The sequence below is a fragment of the Streptomyces niger genome (genome assembly GCF_000718305.1).
GTDB lineage: Bacteria > Actinomycetota > Actinomycetes > Streptomycetales > Streptomycetaceae > Streptomyces > Streptomyces niger.
Genome location: NZ_JOFQ01000017.1, coordinates 1 through 16,911 on the forward strand (window position 1 = coordinate 1; position 16,911 = coordinate 16,911).

Below are 16,911 nucleotides of genomic sequence, written 5' to 3' on the forward strand. Positions count from 1 at the left end.
TCGACTTCCCACGGCTTCGGCCGAGCCACCCCACGCCCCCAGATCATCAGTCCCGGAGCGATCCAACCACCTCGAAGATCATTTCGTTAGGAGTTCTAAGCGCGTCACTCACATCTTCGCAGGTCATAGAGCTTCTAGACATCGACCACTGCCCACCCCTACACCTGGCCAGCATCCATGGCGCAGTCGGGCGCCGGAGACCTCTGAGCCCAGATTAGCTATGGCTATCGTGCAAGGAAGACGCAATCGAAGGACTACGCCTCCCCCTTCCTTCAGCACGCTCTCTTGGGTGACGCCCTGTCAGGAAAGTCGGCAAGAGGTCAGCATGAGGTCGACTGAAGCTGACCGCAGAAGACCACACACCTGAAGACGAGTGACCCCGCCCCGGCCGCTGCGATGCGCCCACATCCACCTTGGCCCGACGGATACCGAACTATCGAGTCGGCGCCTTCGGTTCCGCCAGCCACTGGACATCAGGCCAGGTCAGCCCTACTTTCAGGGCCGCTTCACGTCCGTGTGGATGGCCAGCTTGAACTGGGCGTGGGTGATGGGGACCGGCACCTTGGTGTCGCCGGTTCCGCGGGCGGAGATCTTGAGGCCGAGCGGGGTGCCGGGGTGGACGAAGATCTGCCACATGTAGGTCTTGTACTGGCCGCCGCCGGTCTTCCAGGTGTCCGTGGTGGCCGTGGAGTCGTATCCGCTGCCGGTGCCGAGCGGGTCGCGGACGAAGCGGGCGCGGTACTCGTTGGGGCGGGCGTCGGCGGCCCAGAAGACCATCGCGGACAGGACGCCCCAGCCGTCGTGGCTGGGCCAGATCAGCCCGGAGCGGGCGTCGGGGAAGGTCGAGGCGGAGCCGCCGCCGTTGGCCGGGTCGTGCATGCGCCACGGGTCGTAGTTCTCGTCCGTCTCGCCGTACGGGAACCGGACGAGGTGGTAGCCGTCGCTGCCGTACGAGATCTTCTGGGTACCGGCGCCGTGCCGGTTCGCGTCCCACAGCAGGGAGCAGATGGTGACGGACACCTGGGCCTCCTTCGGACGGCGCGCCACTCGGGGGCGCGGGACAGAGGGGGAGGGCGCTGCGCACGTGCGTCGTCGGCCGGTCGGTGGCACACGTGTCGCACCGCGCGCCGAGGCTCGAACGTATGGGTCGGCGCTCCGCCGGTCAATGGGCCCGTGCGCGGTCCTGCGTCCGGCGGACAGCGGAGGGTTGACGTCCGCTCTACGGCGCGGCGATCCGGCGCGGCGATCCGCCCGGCCCGGGTCCGCGCGACGCCGGGTGGCCGGCCCTCGTCCCGTCGCGGGCACGGTGGTCAGCCTTCGTCCCGTAGCGGACAAGGTGGCTGGCCCTCCTGCCGTAGCGGGCGAGGTGGTCAGGGCTTGTCAGCTGCCGGGCCCGGGGTGGGGCGCGCGGCCCAGGCGGCGAGGGTGTCGAAGTCGTCCGGGCGCAGGCCGACCGCCGGGTCGACCCGGTACAGCAGCGCGGGCCCGGTGTGGTGGCGGGCCACCCAGCGGCGGTCCGTCGGGCCGATCTCGTCGTCCACCCAGATGAAGGGGCGGCCTGCCACACAGCGCACCAGGTGCCGGGTCTTCCAGTGCACGCCGGTGGGGTCCACGTGGTGACCGTCGGGCCAGTCGAGGTAGGGCAGCGCGGGCAGGCCGAGGACCGGCGCGATCCAGGCGTTGGCGGCGTCCTTCCACGTCGTGGCCCACACCAGTTCGCAACCGAGGGCGAGGAGCGCCGGGCCGTGCGCGGGGTTGAGCCGGACGAGCAGCGGATCGTGCGGCGGCTCCCAGCCCGGCGGCCGCATCCGGTGCACGGCGTAACCGGCGAGGCGCGCCTCCGGCGCGAGCCAGGGGTTGAGCGGGCCGTCGACGTCGAGCATGAGCAGCGGTCGCGAATCCGTCACCCACCGATGGTCCCTTCCTCCGGTGTCCGCCGCCACCGGATCGGCCGCAGGGGGCGGAACGTTCGGCCCGACCGTTCGGCCGGACCGTTCGGCCGCCGCGGGGACGACGGCGATCGCGGGGACGACGGCGATCGCGGGGACGACGGCGATCGCGGGGACGACGGCGATCGCGGGGACGACGGCGGCCTCGGGAAGGCAGCCGCGGGATGGCGGTAGCGGGCGGCGGCCGCGCCTCGGGAAGGCGCCGACAGCATGGCGCCGACAGCATCGGTGGGTATACGGCATCGGATCGGTCGGATGTGGGCTCAGCCGGTCGGTTGTGCGACACACTCGTGCAGTTGCCGGTCGGGCGGGCTGCGGCACGGGCCGGTTCGCCTATGTTCTGCTGCGGCAGTGACGTGGGTGCGCTCCGGACGGCGGCGCGACGGGAGGCGACGGGTGATGGCCGGGGAGCAGCGACGCCGCGGCACGTTGCCTGTCCAACGGATGCGCTCGGGGGACCATGCGTTCTGCCGGTACGCGGCGCGGCCGGCGTGGGACCTGGTGGCCGCCTTCGTCTGGCGGGGCCTGGAGCGCGGTGAGCGGGTGCTCGTCTGTCCCCCGCCGCAGACCGGCGAGCACGAGGTCCGCGCACATCTGGAGGAGTACGGGGCCCCGCTGGACTTCGCGTGCGAGCGAGGGCAGTTGGAGTTCTCCAGCATGCGCAGGCTGCTCCACCCCGCTCCCCGCTTCACCGCGGCCCGTCAGTGGCAGCGCATCCGGGAGGAGACCGAGCAGGCCCTGGCGAATCGCTACTCCGGACTGCGCACCTACCTCGACATGCACTGGGTCAGCGACCTCGGCGCGGACGTGGAGGAGGTGGTGGCCGGTGAGGCGAACGCGGCGCACCTGTTCACCGCCCGCCCGTACAGCGAGGTCTGCGCGTACGACACCGGCGCGTTCGAGCCGGCCGTGCTCGCTGCCGTGCGCGCGGCCCACCCGCAGAACCTGCTCGAAGCGCCCGGCATGCTGCGGGCGCTGCACACGGCGGGGCGCGTCCGGCTCATCGGCGAGGCCGACCTGGCCACCCGGGTCGACTGGCTGGCCGCGCTGCGCGAGGCGTTCACGCGCGTGGCACCCGGCGGCGGCCTGGTCGTGGACCTGTCCCGGCTGCACTTCCTCAGCGTGGGCTGCGCCTCCGATCTGCTGAACCTCGCGACCGACGCGCGCCACGACCGGATCGAGGTGCGCTTGGACCGCCATCAGGCCGGCCTGCTCGTCCGGCTCGGCTGCCACTACCTCCGCCACATCGTCCTGGTCGAGGACCGGGACTCCTGACGCCGCCGCCTCCCCCCGTGTCCGTCTCTTCCCCAGTGGCCGTCCCCTCCCCCGGTGGCCGACGCCTCCCCCCATCGCCGACGCCTCCCCCCCCCGTGGCCGACGCCCGCCGGCATGGGCAGTGGCTCCCGGTCGTTCTCCTGCCGCGGCGGGCGTCAGCGCGCCCAGCGCAGTACCAGCGGGTCGTGGCGGCGGGCCAGTTCGAGGAGGCCTTCGCGGGTCTCGGGCGGCACCGGGCCGAACGGGGCGCGGGTGCGGTCCGAGCCGATGACGCCGCCCTCCGCGAGCAGGATCTTCTGCGCGCGCAGCCCGCACTGCCGGTTCTCGTAGTGGATCAGCGGCAGCAGCGCCTCCCAGTCCTCGACCGCGCCCTGCCGGTCGCCCGCGTGGTAGCGGCGCACGATCCGGCCGAGCCGGTCGGGCACCGTCGAGCTGGACATGGTGCCGACCGCGCCGGCGTCCAGGTCCGGTATGAGGGTGACCGCCTCCTCGCCGTCGAACGGGCCCTCCAGCTGGTCGCCGACGGCGGCGATGAGGGTACGGAGCTTGTCGGCGGCGCCGGGCGTCTCGATCTTGGCGTACCGCAGCTGCGGCACCTCCTTGATCAGGTGGACGAGGAGGCCGACGGGGAGCGGGGTGGTGGACATCGGGGCGTCCTGGACCATGAGCGGCAGGTCGGTGGCGGCGGCAACGGTGGTGAAGTAGTCGGTCAGTGCCGCCTCGGGGACGGCCATCGTGGCGCCGAAGAACGGCGGCATCAGCATGACCATGTCGGCGCCCATGGCCTGCGCCTCCTTGCTGCGGCGGGCGGCGATGCGGGCGCTGTAGTGGCTGGTGGTCACGACCGTCGGGACGCGTCCCGCGGTGTGTTCGAGGACGGTACGGCAGACCTGGTCGCGCTCCTCGTCGGTCAGCGAGAACTGCTCGGAGTAGTTGGCGAGGAGGCACAGCGCGTCGGCGCCACCGTCGATGAGGTAGTCGACGACCCGGGCCAGGCCGGCGAGGTCCAGCTCCTCGTCGTCGTCGAAGATCGTCGGGACGACCGGGATCACACCGCTCAGGGGCGTCGTCAGCATGGGAGCCTCTCTGCTTACGTTCGATATTTCGAACGCTGTCCGACCTGTTGAGCGGGAGCGTAAAGCCGCCCTCTGAGCGGCGTCAATGAGCGGGGAGCGGGCCGCTTTTGAGGGCACATCAGGGTGCGCCCGCCCGCGGAGCGAGCGGGGAGGCATCGTTGACACCCCCTCGCCCCCGGTCCTAGCGTGCTCCGGATATCAACCGCTGACCGATATCTCGAACACCCGACAGTCCGGTCGCCCGCTCCGTCCCCGTATCGAGGTGCTCATGGTCCCGCCCGCCACCGCCCGCACCCTCCGCCTCCAGCCGCAGGACGATGTCGCGACCGCGGTCACCGACCTGCCGGCGGGCACCCCGGTCGACGCGGACGGCCGGGCCGTACCGCTCCGGGCCGACGTCCCCCGCGGCCACAAGGTCGCGCTGCGCGCCGTCCGCCGGGGCGCGCCGGTCCTGCGGTACGGCCAGATCATCGGCTTCGCAGCCGTGGACATCGAGCCCGGCGACCATGTCCACCTGCACAATCTGGAGTACCGGGAGTTCGAGCGGGACTGCGAGTTCTCGGTGGACGCCCGGCCCACGGAGCTGCTGCCGGAGTCCGAGCGGGCCACCTTCCAGGGGTACGTACGCGCCGACGGCACGGTCGGTACCCGCAACTACCTGGGGATCCTCACCAGCGTCAACTGCTCGGCCACCGCCGCCAAGCAGATCGCGGCACGGCTGCGGCACTCCGGCATCCTGGACGACTACCACCACATCGACGGCGTGGTGGCGCTCACCCACGGCCAGGGCTGCGGGCTGGCGGCGGACGGCGAGGGCATCGAGGTACTGCGGCGCGTGATGCGCGGCTACCTGACGCACCCGAATTTCGCCGGCTTCCTGCTCCTCGGGCTGGGCTGTGAGGACAACCAGGTCAAGACGCTGACCGACGGGCTGCCGCTCCGCGCCGACCTGCCGGTCTTCGCGAGCACCATCCAGGAGCTGGGCGGCACGCGGAAGACCGTGGCGGCCGGCGTCGAGCGGCTGACCGACATGCTGCCCGAAGCCGACCGCGCCCGCCGGACGACCGTGCCGGCGAGCGCGCTGATCCTCGGCACGAACTGCGGCGGCTCCGACTCCGCCTCCGGCATCACCGCCAATCCGGCGCTCGGCAACGCCGTGGACCGGCTGGTCCGGCACGGCGGCACCGGGGTGGTCGGCGAGACCCCGGAGATCTACGGCACGGAGCAGCTGCTCGTGCGCCGCGCGGTCACCCGGGAGGTCGGCGAGAAGCTGCTGGAGCGGATCGCGTGGTGGCGCGAGTACACCGCGAAGAACGGCGGCTCGATGGACAACAACCCCTCCCCCGGCAACAAGGTCGGCGGCCTCACCACCATCCTGGAGAAATCGCTCGGCGCCGTCGCCAAGGGCGGCACCACCGCGCTCACCGACGTCGTCGACTACGCCGCGCCGGTCACCGCCAAGGGCTTCGTCTTCATGGACACCCCCGGCTACGACCCGGTCTCGGTGACCGGCATCGTCGCCGGCGGCGCCCAGGTGGTCTGTTTCACCACGGGGCGCGGCTCGGCTTTCGGCTGCGCGCCCGTACCGAGCCTGAAAATCGCCACGAATACCCCGCTCTTCGCGCACATGGCCGAAGACATGGACATCAACGCCGGCGGCATCATTGACGGCACCGGTACCGTCGAGGAAACGGGGCGGGCCATTTTCGAACGCGTCCTCGCGGTCGCCTCGGGAGAGCCGACGAAGAGCGAATCGATGGAATACGGCGAGGAAGAATTCGTGCCGTGGCACATCGGTACGGTGATGTGACCGGACACATACGGGCACGGAAAATACGTATCACCATGTGAGACACCGGGGCGTCGCGTTGCGGTGAGCTGCGCGACTGTCCGACACTCCCTGGTCGGGGACACCACCCTCTGTTCCCGGGTAACCCTGAGAGTTCGGAAAAACACCGTGAGTCTGCTACGAAAAAAGCCCCTCGAACGCGCAATGAAGGAGGCTCGCGGAGAAGGCGAACAGCGCCTGCGCCGTGATCTTTCCGCGCTGGATCTCACCGTCCTCGGGGTAGGTGTCATTCTCGGCACCGGAATCTTCGTACTGACCGGCACGGTGGCCCGGAACATGGCGGGCCCGGCCGTCGCGCTCTCCTTCGTCGTCGCCGCCGCGGTCTGCGGCTGCGCGGCGCTGTGTTACGCGGAATTCGCGTCCTCGGTGCCGGTCGCCGGGTCCGCGTACTCCTACTCCTACACCTCGCTCGGCGAGCTGCCCGCCTGGATCATCGGCTGGGCCCTGAGCCTGGAGCTGATGCTGGCGACCTCGGTGGTCGCGGTCGGCTGGTCCGGCTATCTGAATTCGATGCTGCACGGCATCGGCCTGCACCTGCCGGCCGCCGTGAGCGGCGGCGACGGCTCCGTCATGAACCTGCCGGCCGCACTGCTCATCCTCGTGCTGACCGGTGTGCTCATCGCCGGCGGCAAGCTGTCCAAGGGCGTCACGAACGTGCTCGTCGCGGTCAAGCTGGCCATCGTGCTGCTGGTGATCGTCGCGGGCGCGTTCCTCATCGACACCGCGAACTACCACCCCTTCATCCCCGACGCGCAGCCGACCGGCAAGGTCTCCGGGCTCCAGGCCCCGCTGCTGCAGGTGCTGACGGGCATCACCCCGACCGCGTTCGGCGTGTCCGGCATCCTCAGCGCCGCCGCGCTGGTCTTCTTCGCGTACATCGGCTTCGACATGGTCGCCACCACCGCCGAGGAGACCCGCAAGCCGCAGCGCGACCTGCCGATCGGCATCATCGCCTCGCTGGTCATCGTCACCGTGCTCTACGTCGCGGTGTGCCTGGTGGTCACCGGCATGCAGCACTACTCGGAGCTGTCGGTGCAGGCGCCGCTCGCCGATGCCTTCACGGCCAAGGGGCACCCGGGCTTCGCCACCGTCATCAGCGTGGGCGCGGTGGTCGGCCTGACCGCCGTGAGCCTGATCTGCTTCCGCTCCCAGAGCCGGGTGGTCTTCGCGATGGCCCGCGACGGGCTGCTGCCGAAGGCGCTGTGCAAGGTCGACCCGAAGCACGGCACCCCGAAGATCAACCTGTGGGTGCTGGGCGCCCTCATGGCGTGCCTGGCCGCGTTCCTGAAGTTCGACCTGCTCGCCGAGATGGTCAACATCGGCACGCTCTTCGCCTTCGGCGCGGTCTCCGCGAGCGTGCTCATCCTCCGGCGGACAGCGCCCGACCTGCCGCGGGCCTTCCGTACGCCCTGGGTGCCGGTCATCCCGCTGGTCTCGCTCCTGTGCTGCCTGTACCTGATGCTCAACCTCCAGGTCTTCACCTGGATCGGCTTCCTGGTCTGGCTGGCGGTCGGCCTGGCGCTGTACTTCGGCTACGGGCGACGCCACAGCGTGCTGGGGAAGCAGCCGGCAACCCCGGCGGCGGAGACCGAAGCGGGCTGACGGCTTGGTGTGCCACGGGCACACCGCCGGCCGTGAGCCGGCACGAGGAAGGGGCGGCACCGGAATCCTCCGGTGCCGCCCCTTCCGGTTACCCGTCCGCCGGCTCAGGAGCCCGACATGGCGTCCCCGAACATGGGGTCCTCCCCCGACTTCCCGATGCCGACGGACGACGCACCGAAGCTCACGGCGCCGGTGGCCGTGGTGCCTCCGGCGGAGCCGCGCAGGACCCACACCGCGCCGTCGTCACTGTTCTCGCCGCCCGCGCCCACCGACAGGTCGGCGCGGCCGTCCTTGTCGTGGTCGGCGAGGTGGACCGCGGTGCCGAACATGTCCGACGACTCGTTGGCGCCCGGGACACCCGGGGTGCCCTGGTGGAAGGACTGGGCGCCGGCCCCCGTCAGACCGGCGGCGCCACCGCGCAGCACCCAGACGTTGCCGACGTGGGACGCGGAGCCGATGGACTCGAAGACCGCGCCGACGGCGAGGTCCGGGTAGCCGTCACCGTTGACGTCGCCCGCGGCGAGTGTGCCACCGAACATGTCGTCGGACTCGTCCGCTCCCGGCACACCCGCGGTCGCCTGGCTGAAGACGGCGCTGCGCGTGGTGTCGACGCCCGCCGCGCCGCCGTAGAACACGGTGGCGTAGCCGCCCTCGGCCGGCCGGTCGAAGAGGTCGAGGAAGTCGGTGCCGACGACCAGGTCGTCGTGCCCGTCGCGGTCGAAGTCGGCCACGGTGAGCGCGCCCGCGTAGCCCGGGCCCGCCTCGGTCTGGAAGGTGGGCCCGGTCGGGGCGCCGCGGTAGACGAAGTTGCCCGCGGCGGACCCCACCACCACGTCGTCGGCGCCGTCGCCGTCGAAGTCCCCGGCGGCCAGGTGAACGGCGCCCTTGGGGTACCCGCCGGACTCGATCTGCGCGTCGAAGCGCAGCTTCCCGGCCGCGCCGCCGGACTTGCTGAAGCCGCCCTTGAAGATCCACACGTCCTTGCCGGTGGAACCGACCGCCAGATCGGCCTTCCCGTCACCGGTGAAGTCGCCGACCGCGAGGGACTGGCCGAACCGGTCGTGGCCCGAGGGGTTCGGATCGCTGACCGTCGTGCCGCCCGACAGGCCGGAGGCGCCGCCCCACAGGATGGTGACCGAACCGCCGTCGGCATCGCCGCCGACGTCCTCCAGCGGTGTGCCCACGACGAGATCGCCGTAGCCGTCGTCGTTGAGGTCGCCGTGCGCGAGTTCGGTGCCGAAGCGGTCGGAGGCCTCCGAGGCGCCCGGCACGCCGGCGGAACTCTGCGTCGTGGTCTTGTGGCGCGCGGCACCGATCCCGCTCGACGAGCCGTAGTTGACGACCACGGCACCCGCCTTGGCCTTCCCGTTCGCGACCGCGCCCGGGGCGGCGGTCGCCAGATCGCGGTAGCCGTCGCCGTTGAAGTCGTCGGCGAGGCCCGACGCGGCGGCACTCGCGCTGCCGGGCAGGGCGATGAGCAGGCCGCCGGCCAGGGCGGCAGCGACGACGGTGGCGCCCAGGGCGACGGGACGCCGGGAGCGCTTGCGAGGGGGCTGGGACATGGTTCCTCTCCGGTACGTACATACGAACTTCGAGATGACCCACGGCGAGCCTGAAGGGTTGTACGGATAGGGGGAGGCTCCGGTGGCCACGCGGTAGCCTCCCGCCGAGGCCGCGGCACGGGCGCGGCACGGGGGAAGCACGAGGGGAACACGAGGGAGGAGCATCGGTGACCACCGAAAGTGCCGGCGGTGTCGAACGGATCGGACCGCCCCCGCGCGGCGGCGAGCGGGAGACGCTGCGCGCCTTCCTCGACTTCCACCGCGCCACGCTCGCGATGAAGTGCGAGGGCCTGACCGACGAGGAGCTGCGCCACCGCTCCAGCCCGCCGTCCACGCTCAGCCTGCTCGGCCTCGTACGGCACATGGCCGAGGTCGAGCGCTCCTGGTTCCGCCGGGTGATCGACGCCGAGGACGTCCCCCTCGTCTGGTCGGACGAGGGGGACTACCAGGTCGCGTACGACGCGCGCACCGCCACCCGCGAGGAGGCGTTCGCGGCCTGGCAGGCGGAGGTCGCGCACGCCCGCCGCATCGAGGCGGCGGCGCCCTCGCTCGACGTCACCGCCCACGCCGCGCGATGGGGCGAGGACGTCTCGCTCCGCCTCGTCATGCTCCACGTCATCCTGGAGTACGCCCGCCACAACGGCCACGCGGACTTCCTCCGCGAGGCCATCGATGGCACGGTGGGCCCCTGAGGGAGGCGTCATGGGGGAGCCGGAAGAGCAACAGGAGGCGTGGCAGGGCGCGCCCCCGCCCGAGGGGCACGGACACGGCTACCCGCCCGCGCAGGGATACGGGTATTCACAGCCACCCGGGCAGGGGTACGGGTATCCACAGCCGCCCGGGCAGTCGTACGGGTACCCGCAGCCCGGCAGCGGCATGGCGGACCTGGTCACCACCGCCGCGGTGACCATGGCCGTGACGCCCTTCCTCCAGGCGGTCGCCGCGCACTTCGGCACCAAGCTGGCGGGGGCGATCGACGACGGCACCCGGGCCGCGGTACGCCGGTTCCTGCGCCGCGAGTCGGGGCGGCGCGCGGAGGTCCCGCAGGCCGAGTCGCCCCGGCCCCTCGGCCTGCGCACCGAGCAGGGCTGGCACGTGCTGATCCCGGTGGACATCCCGGCCGAGGCACTGCCGCAGCTCGACGTCGTGGGGCTCGCTCCGCCGCCGCCGCTCGCGGCCGAGCCCATCCCCTGCATCCAGTGGATCGGGAACGCGTGGCACGTGATGGGCGCGCAGGACGGGGTCACGGTGCTGTGGCGCTGGGACGCCGCCACGAGCCGCTGGACGCGCTAGGCCGCCGCCCGCTCCGCCGTGACCTGACGTACCAGGTCCACCGCGCGCCCCAGGGTGGCGAGGCGGGCGGCCGGGGTGTCGCCCGCGGGGTAGAGGCGTACGGTGTCCACGCCCGCTGCCTGCCAGATCCGCAGCCGCTCCCGGACCATGTCCTCGGTGCCGATGAGCGTGGTGGCGAGCACCATCGCGTCGGTGACCAGCCCGGCCGCGCCGTCCCGGTCGCCGGCCTGCCAGCGCTCCCGTACCGCGGCCGCGGCCTCGGCCCAGCCCTGGCGGCTGTAGGCGGCGTTGTAGAAGTTGGTGTGCGTCGAGCCCATGCCGCCCAGGCTGAAGGCCAGTTCCTTCTTCCGCCCGGCCACCATGGCGCGCAGCGCGTCCTCGTCCTCCGCGAACGCCACCTCGGCGCCCTGGCAGACGTCCAGGTCCGCGCGCGTCCGGCCGGCGGCGGCCAACCCCGCGTCCAGGTGGTCGAAGTACGCCTCCTTCGCCCCCTCGGGCACGAAGGAGGTGCCGAGCCAGCCGTCGGCGATCTCGCCGGTCAGCCGGAGCGTCTTCGGCGAGAGGGTGGCGAGGTGGATCGGGATGTCGTGTTCGGCGCGCAGCGACAGGCGCATCGGCCGGCCCTCGCCGCCCGGCAGCGGGACGGTGAACTCCCGTCCCGAGTAGTCGATCTTCTCGCCGGCCACCGCCTGCCGCACGATCTCGACGGTCTCCCGCATCCGGGTCAGCGGCCGGGCGAACGGCACGCCGTGCAGCCCCTCGATCACCTGTGGCCCGGACGGCCCGAGGCCGAGCAGGAAGCGGCCCTCGGAGAGCTGCGAGAGGGTGAGCGCGGCGCGGGCGATGGCCACCGGGGTGCGGGTGGCGAGCTGGATGACGCCCGAGCCGAGCAGGATGCGGTCGGTGCGCGCGGCGAGGTAGCCCAGCGCGGACGGCGCCTCGGCGCCCCAGGCCTCGGCCACCCAGCAGATGTCCAGGCCCAGCCGCTCGGCCTCGGTGACGTACTGGACCAGTTCCGGCCAGGGGGCGCCGGACGCCTCGATGGTGGTGGCGGTACGCATCAGGCGCCCGCCGTCCCGGCAGCGGCGCCCGCGCCCTCGGCCCGTTCCTTGAGCGCGCCGAGGGTGGCGGTGATGTTCCGTTCGAACTCCCGCAGCCGTACGTGGACGATCTTCTGCTCCTTCTCCGGCATCCGCTCGATGGCCTGTGAGAGACCGGACCGGCCGGGGCCCAGCCGGACCCACTGCCGCAGCCGGGTGCCGCCGCCCTCGGGGGCGAGGGTGAACCGCCAGGTCGCCGCGGGGTGTTCGGGGTCCTCGACGGCCCAGGCGAAGGCGCGCGGCGGGGCGCACTCCACGACGTAGGAGGTGGTCCGCCACTCCCCGAGCGCCTCGTGCGCGCTGCTGCCGGTGAAGCGGGCGCCGAGGGCCGGGCCGGTCACGCCGTCCAGCCACCGTGCGGCCTGCAGTTCGCCGCTCAGCTCGGGCATCAGCTCGATGTCGGACACCAGGTCCCAGACCCGCTCCGGCGGCGCTCCGATCCAGGTGTCCACCTCGACCGTCGGCCCGTCCACGTACCGTGCGCCCGTCCACTCCATGCCTGGCAAGCCTCCTCAGTACCGCCCCTGGCAGGGCTCTGACCTCCAAAGTTTCGTAGATGGACTTACCTGTCAAGGGTTACCGCCGCCCGCGCGGAGTAAGCGGCTCAGCGGGCGAACCGCTCCCGTACGTCCGGGCGTTCGGCCAGTTCGGTCGGGTAGCCGGGGCCCATCCGGGCGTGGGTGTTCGCCGCCGTCATCGGCTCGCCGCAGTCGGCGCAGACCACCTCGGGGCGGCTCTCGTGCCCGCACGCGTCGTGCCGGAAGACGACCGGCGGCCCCTGCTCACCGGCCAGCCAGCGGTCGCCCCAGCGGTTCATGGCCAGCAGCACGGTGAAGAAGTCGCGGCCCTTCTCGGTGAGGACGTAGTCGTAGCGCACCGGCTCGGTCTGGTACGGCCGCTTCTCCAGCAGCCCTTCCGTCACCAGCCGGCGCAGCCGGTCCGTCAGGGTGTTGCGGGCGATGCCCAGCGCCTCCTGGAACGCGTCGAACCGCTGGATACCGTAGAACGCCTCGCGCAGCACCAGCGGCGTCCACCAGTCGCCCAGCAGGTCCATCGTGCGGGCGATCGAGCAGGGCCAGTGGGCAAAGGAAGTGCGCCTCATGACCGCCAGGATACGGAAGGCTCGACGCCAGGTCTTTTGACGAGACCCAGGAGGCAGGAGGCCGCTACGCCCGCCTGCCGCGCGCGAGGAGGCCGACGACGGAGAGGGCGCCCCAGCCCACGGAGACGGCGACGGCCTTGCGGCGGGTCGACCGGTCCGGGAGCGTGCCGCCGAGCAGGACGGCGTCCCCGAAGTCGGCGGCGATCCGGACCAGGGCGGCCGTCCGCAGCGCCGGTCCCTCGGGAGCCAGCGCCAGCGCGGCGCCGCTCGCCGCGTCGCGCCAGGCGAGCGGCCGCAGGGAGACCCGGGTCGCCTCCGCCACCCGGCCGTCCGCGTCCGCCAGCCCCGAAGGGCGGGCGAGCAGGTCGGGCACGGCTGTCACGGCCACGCCGTACAGGGCCGTCGCCGCGCCCACCGCTCGTAGCAACCCCACCCGCATGTCCCCGCCTCGCTCTCCGCCGCCGTCCGCCACCGTCCGCGCCTCCGGCCATTGTCACGGTACGGACGCCGGAAGCCCGGCCGGACACGCGACCGACGCATACCAAGCGGTACCTGCCGAATGCACCTTTCTCTGTCGCAAGGGTGGACGTCGCTGATCAGCGCGCTCTAGCGTGGTGACGCGCCGAGGAGCCGGAGGAGCCGGCCGAGGAGCCGGAGGAGCCGAGTGAACGACGTGAGCGGGACGCCCGAGACCCAGGTGCACACCACCACTCCCGCACCGGGCGTGCTGCAGATCGTCCTGGACGGTCCGGCCCGCCGCAACGCGCTGGGCAACGGCGCGATCCGCGGCCTGGACGACGCGGTGCACGAGGCCGCGGACGACGAGGTGCGGGCCGTCGTCCTGACCGGCACCGGCGGTCACTTCTGCGCGGGCGCCGACCTCAAGGCGCCCCGCATGCCGGGCCGCGGCGTCGCGGGCCCGGCCAAGCGGCTGGGGCTGCTGCAGGGCACGGTCGACCGGCTGCACCGGCTGCCCAAACCGGTGCTCGCGGCGGTGGAGGGCGCGGCGGTCGGCATCGGCTGGTCCTACGCGCTGGCCTGCGACATGACCGTGGCCGGCGAAAGTGCCTTCTTCGCCTCGCCGTTCGTGGAGCGCGGCCTCGTACCGGACGGCGGCTGCGCGTGGTTCCTGGCCCAGGCGGTCGGCACCCGGCGCGCCGCGGAGCTGACGATGCTGGGCGAACGGCTGCCGGCCGCCAGGGCGGAGGCGCTGGGGCTGGTCAACCGGGTGGTGCCGGACGGCAGCGCGCTCAAGGAGGCGCTGGAGCTGGCGGTCCGGCTGGCCGCCGGGGCGCCCGACGCCCTGATGCTCACCAAGCGGATGCTGACCGCGGCCGGCAACTCGCCCTCGCTGCGCGACTATCTGGACCAGGAGTGGCTCGCGGCGGCGCTGGACCTCACCGGCCCGGACCCGGTGGAGGGCGTCGCGGCCTTCCGCGAGCGCCGCGCGCCCGACTTCAGCGGCCACCGCTGACGGCCGCTACGCGGCCCCGTCCGCGAAACGGGCGCGCAGTTCGCGCTTGAGGACCTTGTGGCTGGGGCCGAGCGGGTAGGCGTCGACGAACTCGACGCGGCGCGGGTACTTGTACTTCGCCAGCCGCTCCCGGGACCAGTCGATGATCTCCTCGGCGGTGGGCGCCGCAGCCGCGTGCTCGTCCCGGATGACGACAGCGCAGACCTCTTCGCCGTGGGTCGGGTGCGGCAGCCCGATCACCGCGGCCTCCGCGATGCCCGGGTGGCGCAGCAGCGCCTCCTCCACCTCGCGCGGGTAGACGTTGAACCCACCGCGGATGATCAGGTCCTTCTTGCGGTCGACGATGCGCAGGAACCCGTCGTCGTCCTTCGTACCGAGGTCCCCGGTGCGGAACCAGCCGTCGACCAGCGCCGCCTCGGTCTCCTCGGGCCGCCCGAGGTAGCCGGCGAAGACGTTGTGGCCGCGGACGACGACCTCGCCCGGCTCGCCGGCGGGCAGCAGCTCGATGCGGTCGGCCGGTTCGGGCGCGGCGATCTCCACGTCCACACCCCAGATCGCGTGGCCGACGGTGCCCGCGCGGGTGCCGAAGACCGGCTGGTTCACGGCCGCGGTCGGCGAGGTCTCGGAAAGCCCGTACCCCTCGTACACCTCGGTGTCGAAGACCTCGGTGAACTTCTCCAGCACCGGCACCGGGAGCGAGGCGCCGCCCGAGACGCACCGCCGCAGCCGGGGCAGTTCGGCCGCCTCGCCCGCGGCCTCCAGGAGCCGTACGTACATCGTCGGCACGCCCTGGAAGGTGTTGACGCCCTCGCGCACCATCAGCTCCAGGGCCGCCGCGGCGTCGAAGCGCGGCTGGAGGACGAGCGTGGCCCCGCGCCGCCAGGAGGAGTTCATGCTCGCCGTCTGCCCGAAGGTGTGGTACAGCGGCAGCGCCCCGAGAGTGATGTCGTCCTGCTGCACCTCATGGGAGTCGAAGGCGTTGGTGGTGGCGTTCATGACCAGGCTGAGGTGGGTGAGGACGGCACCCTTGGGGACGCCGGTCGTGCCGCTGGTGTAGAAGACCACGGCCGGGTCCTCGGCCTCGCGGGTGACGTAGGTGGGCAGCGGCTCCACGGTCTCCGCCAGGTCCTCCAGGCGGCCGTCGGCGCCGGGCACTCGGATCTCGGGGCCGATGGTGACCATCCGCGCGTCCGTGGCGGCCGCGGCCTCGCCGCCGGTCGCCGCCTGGCCGGCGTGGCAGAGCAGCAGCTTCGCGCCGCTGTCGCGGAGCACGTGCGCCACCTCGCCCGCGGAGAGCAGCAGGTGCACGGGGACCACGACCGCGCCCGCGGCGAGGATCGCGTAGTAGGCGCGCGGGAATTCGGCGGTGTTCGGCGCCATCAGGGCCACCTTGTCGCCGGGCCGTACGCCCAGTGCGCCGAGCGCCGCGGCCTGCGTCCTGGCCTGCTGCCACAGCTCCGCGAACGTGAGCCGCCGCTCGCCCTCGACGAGCGCGAGGTGGTCGGGGCGGCGGCGGGCGGCCTCGGCGAGGATCGTGGCCAGGGACAGGGTGGTCATGTGCGGATGCTCCTGTTCGCCGTGTACGACGCTGTGTACGACGGCACCGCTGATCCATAAACTAGCGGTGCAAGTTTTTCGCACCCTACTCCGCCGTAACGCCGCTGAAAAGGGGTGTTCCGCGACCGTCCGGACACGCACCGTGCAGGTCCGCCGCCGGCCGGCCCCGCCTGCCGCACAGCCGTAGAGGTGCCCCGCGGCCCGCCCGCGCCGGCCACTGCTCAGCCGCGACCGCAGCACCGGAGCGGCTTTGCGGACCGTCGTCGTCGGCACGGCGGAAAATCCCCGGTCCGGGGCCGCGCGATGATGGCATGCTGTGGGGGTGAACGGTCCGGAGATCACCATCGACTTCGCCCCTGAGCTGCACGCTCTCGCCGCCCCCGCCCGCCGCGGCGGCCCCACCGCCCTCCGCACCGACGGGTCGTCCACGCTCGGCCACCTCGTCGAATCGCTCGGTGTGCCGCTCACGGAGGTCGGCGCGGTGCTCGTCGACGGCCGCGAGCGGCCGGTCTCGCACGTGCCGCGGGAGAAGGAGCGCGTCGAGGTGCTGGCCGTCCGCCGGCCGCAGCAGGTGCCCGGCGCGCCGCTGCGCTTCCTGCTCGACGTCCATCTCGGCACGCTCGCGCGCCGGTTGCGGCTGCTGGGCGTGGACGCGGCGTACGAGAGCGAGGACATCGGTGATCCCGAGCTGGCCAGCCGCTCCGCGGCGCAGCGCCGGGTCCTGCTCTCCCGGGACCGCGGCCTGCTGCGCCGCCGGGAGCTGTGGGCCGGCGCGTTCGTCTACAGCGACCGGCCGGACGAGCAACTCCCGGACGTACTGGGGCGGTTCGCGCCCCGGCTGGCCCCCTGGACGCGCTGCACCGCGTGCAACGGCGAGCTGACGGACGCGGACAAGGAGTCGGTGCGCGAGCGGCTGGAGCACGGCACGCGGCGCACGTACGACGTGTTCGCGCAGTGCACCGCCTGCGACCGGGTGTACTGGCGCGGGGCCCACCACGCCAAGCTCCAGACCATCGTGGACGAGGCGGTACGGGAGTTCGGGGACGCGGTGGCCTGACGGGAGCGCCCGCGG

General features: G+C 72.7%; 16 protein-coding genes. 7 read left to right on the plus strand and 9 right to left on the minus strand.

From position 1 onward, the window contains the following. Positions 1–495: 495 nt before the first annotated feature. Positions 496–1,020, minus strand: a complete 525-nt coding sequence (locus tag IF20_RS27465) for a hypothetical protein (protein ID WP_052868049.1) — start codon at positions 1,018–1,020, stop codon at positions 496–498. 350 nt (positions 1,021–1,370) lie between these two features. Continuing rightward, a complete protein-coding gene (locus IF20_RS27470) occupies positions 1,371–1,883 on the minus strand; it encodes an HAD domain-containing protein (RefSeq protein WP_052868225.1) in 513 nt (170 codons plus the stop codon). A 465-nt stretch (positions 1,884–2,348) separates the two neighbouring features. Here IF20_RS27470 and IF20_RS27475 point away from each other — a divergent pair, with 465 nt between their 5' ends. Continuing rightward, positions 2,349–3,224 carry an MEDS domain-containing protein gene (locus IF20_RS27475; protein WP_199896769.1) on the plus strand — a complete coding sequence of 292 codons (876 nt, stop codon included), beginning with the start codon at positions 2,349–2,351 and terminating at the stop codon, positions 3,222–3,224. Positions 3,225–3,379: 155 nt separating this feature from the next. On the opposite strand, the gene IF20_RS27480 is transcribed toward IF20_RS27475, so the two are convergent. Continuing rightward, positions 3,380–4,300, minus strand: coding sequence for a dihydrodipicolinate synthase family protein (locus tag IF20_RS27480; RefSeq protein ID WP_052868051.1), 921 nt, complete (start codon positions 4,298–4,300; stop codon positions 3,380–3,382). 268 nt (positions 4,301–4,568) lie between these two features. Between IF20_RS27480 and IF20_RS27485 the strand changes: the two genes are divergently transcribed. Together IF20_RS27485 and IF20_RS27490 are read left to right on the plus strand one after the other, a co-directional pair. Then, positions 4,569–6,110, plus strand: coding sequence for a UxaA family hydrolase (locus tag IF20_RS27485; RefSeq protein WP_052868052.1), 1,542 nt, complete (start codon positions 4,569–4,571; stop codon positions 6,108–6,110). A 183-nt stretch (positions 6,111–6,293) separates the two neighbouring features. Continuing rightward, on the plus strand, positions 6,294–7,751 hold the full coding sequence (locus tag IF20_RS27490; RefSeq protein ID WP_110944605.1) for an amino acid permease: 1,458 nt from the start codon (positions 6,294–6,296) through the stop codon (positions 7,749–7,751). 104 nt (positions 7,752–7,855) lie between these two features. Here the strand turns inward: IF20_RS27490 and IF20_RS27495 are convergent, their stop codons facing one another. Continuing rightward, a complete protein-coding gene (locus tag IF20_RS27495; RefSeq protein ID WP_052868054.1) occupies positions 7,856–9,313 on the minus strand; it encodes an FG-GAP and VCBS repeat-containing protein in 1,458 nt (485 codons plus the stop codon). Between the two features lie 167 nt (positions 9,314–9,480). On the opposite strand from IF20_RS27495, the gene IF20_RS27500 reads away from it, so the two are divergent. Then, positions 9,481–10,005 (plus strand): DinB family protein, encoded by a 525-nt coding sequence (locus IF20_RS27500; protein ID WP_052868055.1) that lies wholly within the window; start codon positions 9,481–9,483, stop codon positions 10,003–10,005. A gap of 10 nt (positions 10,006–10,015) precedes the next feature. Further along, complete coding sequence (locus IF20_RS27505; RefSeq protein ID WP_110944606.1) at positions 10,016–10,606, plus strand: hypothetical protein; 591 nt, start codon at positions 10,016–10,018, stop codon at positions 10,604–10,606. On the opposite strand, the gene IF20_RS27510 is transcribed toward IF20_RS27505, so the two are convergent. From IF20_RS27510 to IF20_RS27525, 4 genes are all read right to left on the minus strand, one after another. Then, positions 10,603–11,667 (minus strand): LLM class flavin-dependent oxidoreductase, encoded by a 1,065-nt coding sequence (locus tag IF20_RS27510; protein ID WP_052868057.1) that lies wholly within the window; start codon positions 11,665–11,667, stop codon positions 10,603–10,605. The two genes, IF20_RS27505 and IF20_RS27510, sit on opposite strands and share 4 nt — an antisense overlap. Continuing rightward, positions 11,667–12,203, minus strand: a complete 537-nt coding sequence (locus tag IF20_RS27515; protein WP_052868058.1) for an SRPBCC family protein — start codon at positions 12,201–12,203, stop codon at positions 11,667–11,669. The genes IF20_RS27510 and IF20_RS27515 overlap by 1 nt, the downstream gene beginning before the upstream one ends. Before the next feature lie 107 nt (positions 12,204–12,310). Beyond that, on the minus strand, positions 12,311–12,808 hold the full coding sequence (locus tag IF20_RS27520; protein WP_052868059.1) for a winged helix-turn-helix transcriptional regulator: 498 nt from the start codon (positions 12,806–12,808) through the stop codon (positions 12,311–12,313). 64 nt (positions 12,809–12,872) lie between these two features. Then, entirely contained in the window at positions 12,873–13,247 is a 375-nt protein-coding gene (locus tag IF20_RS27525) for a hypothetical protein (protein ID WP_052868060.1), read from the minus strand. Between the two features lie 225 nt (positions 13,248–13,472). On the opposite strand from IF20_RS27525, the gene IF20_RS27530 reads away from it, so the two are divergent. Continuing rightward, positions 13,473–14,282, plus strand: a complete 810-nt coding sequence (locus tag IF20_RS27530; protein WP_052868061.1) for an enoyl-CoA hydratase/isomerase family protein — start codon at positions 13,473–13,475, stop codon at positions 14,280–14,282. 6 nt (positions 14,283–14,288) lie between these two features. Here the strand turns inward: IF20_RS27530 and IF20_RS27535 are convergent, their stop codons facing one another. Next, positions 14,289–15,839: a long-chain-fatty-acid--CoA ligase gene (locus IF20_RS27535; RefSeq protein WP_052868062.1), complete on the minus strand. Its 1,551-nt coding sequence runs from the start codon at positions 15,837–15,839 to the stop codon at positions 14,289–14,291. 322 nt (positions 15,840–16,161) lie between these two features. Between IF20_RS27535 and IF20_RS27540 the strand changes: the two genes are divergently transcribed. Next, positions 16,162–16,896 (plus strand): Mut7-C RNAse domain-containing protein, encoded by a 735-nt coding sequence (locus IF20_RS27540; protein WP_052868226.1) that lies wholly within the window; start codon positions 16,162–16,164, stop codon positions 16,894–16,896. Positions 16,897–16,911 lie beyond the last annotated feature (15 nt).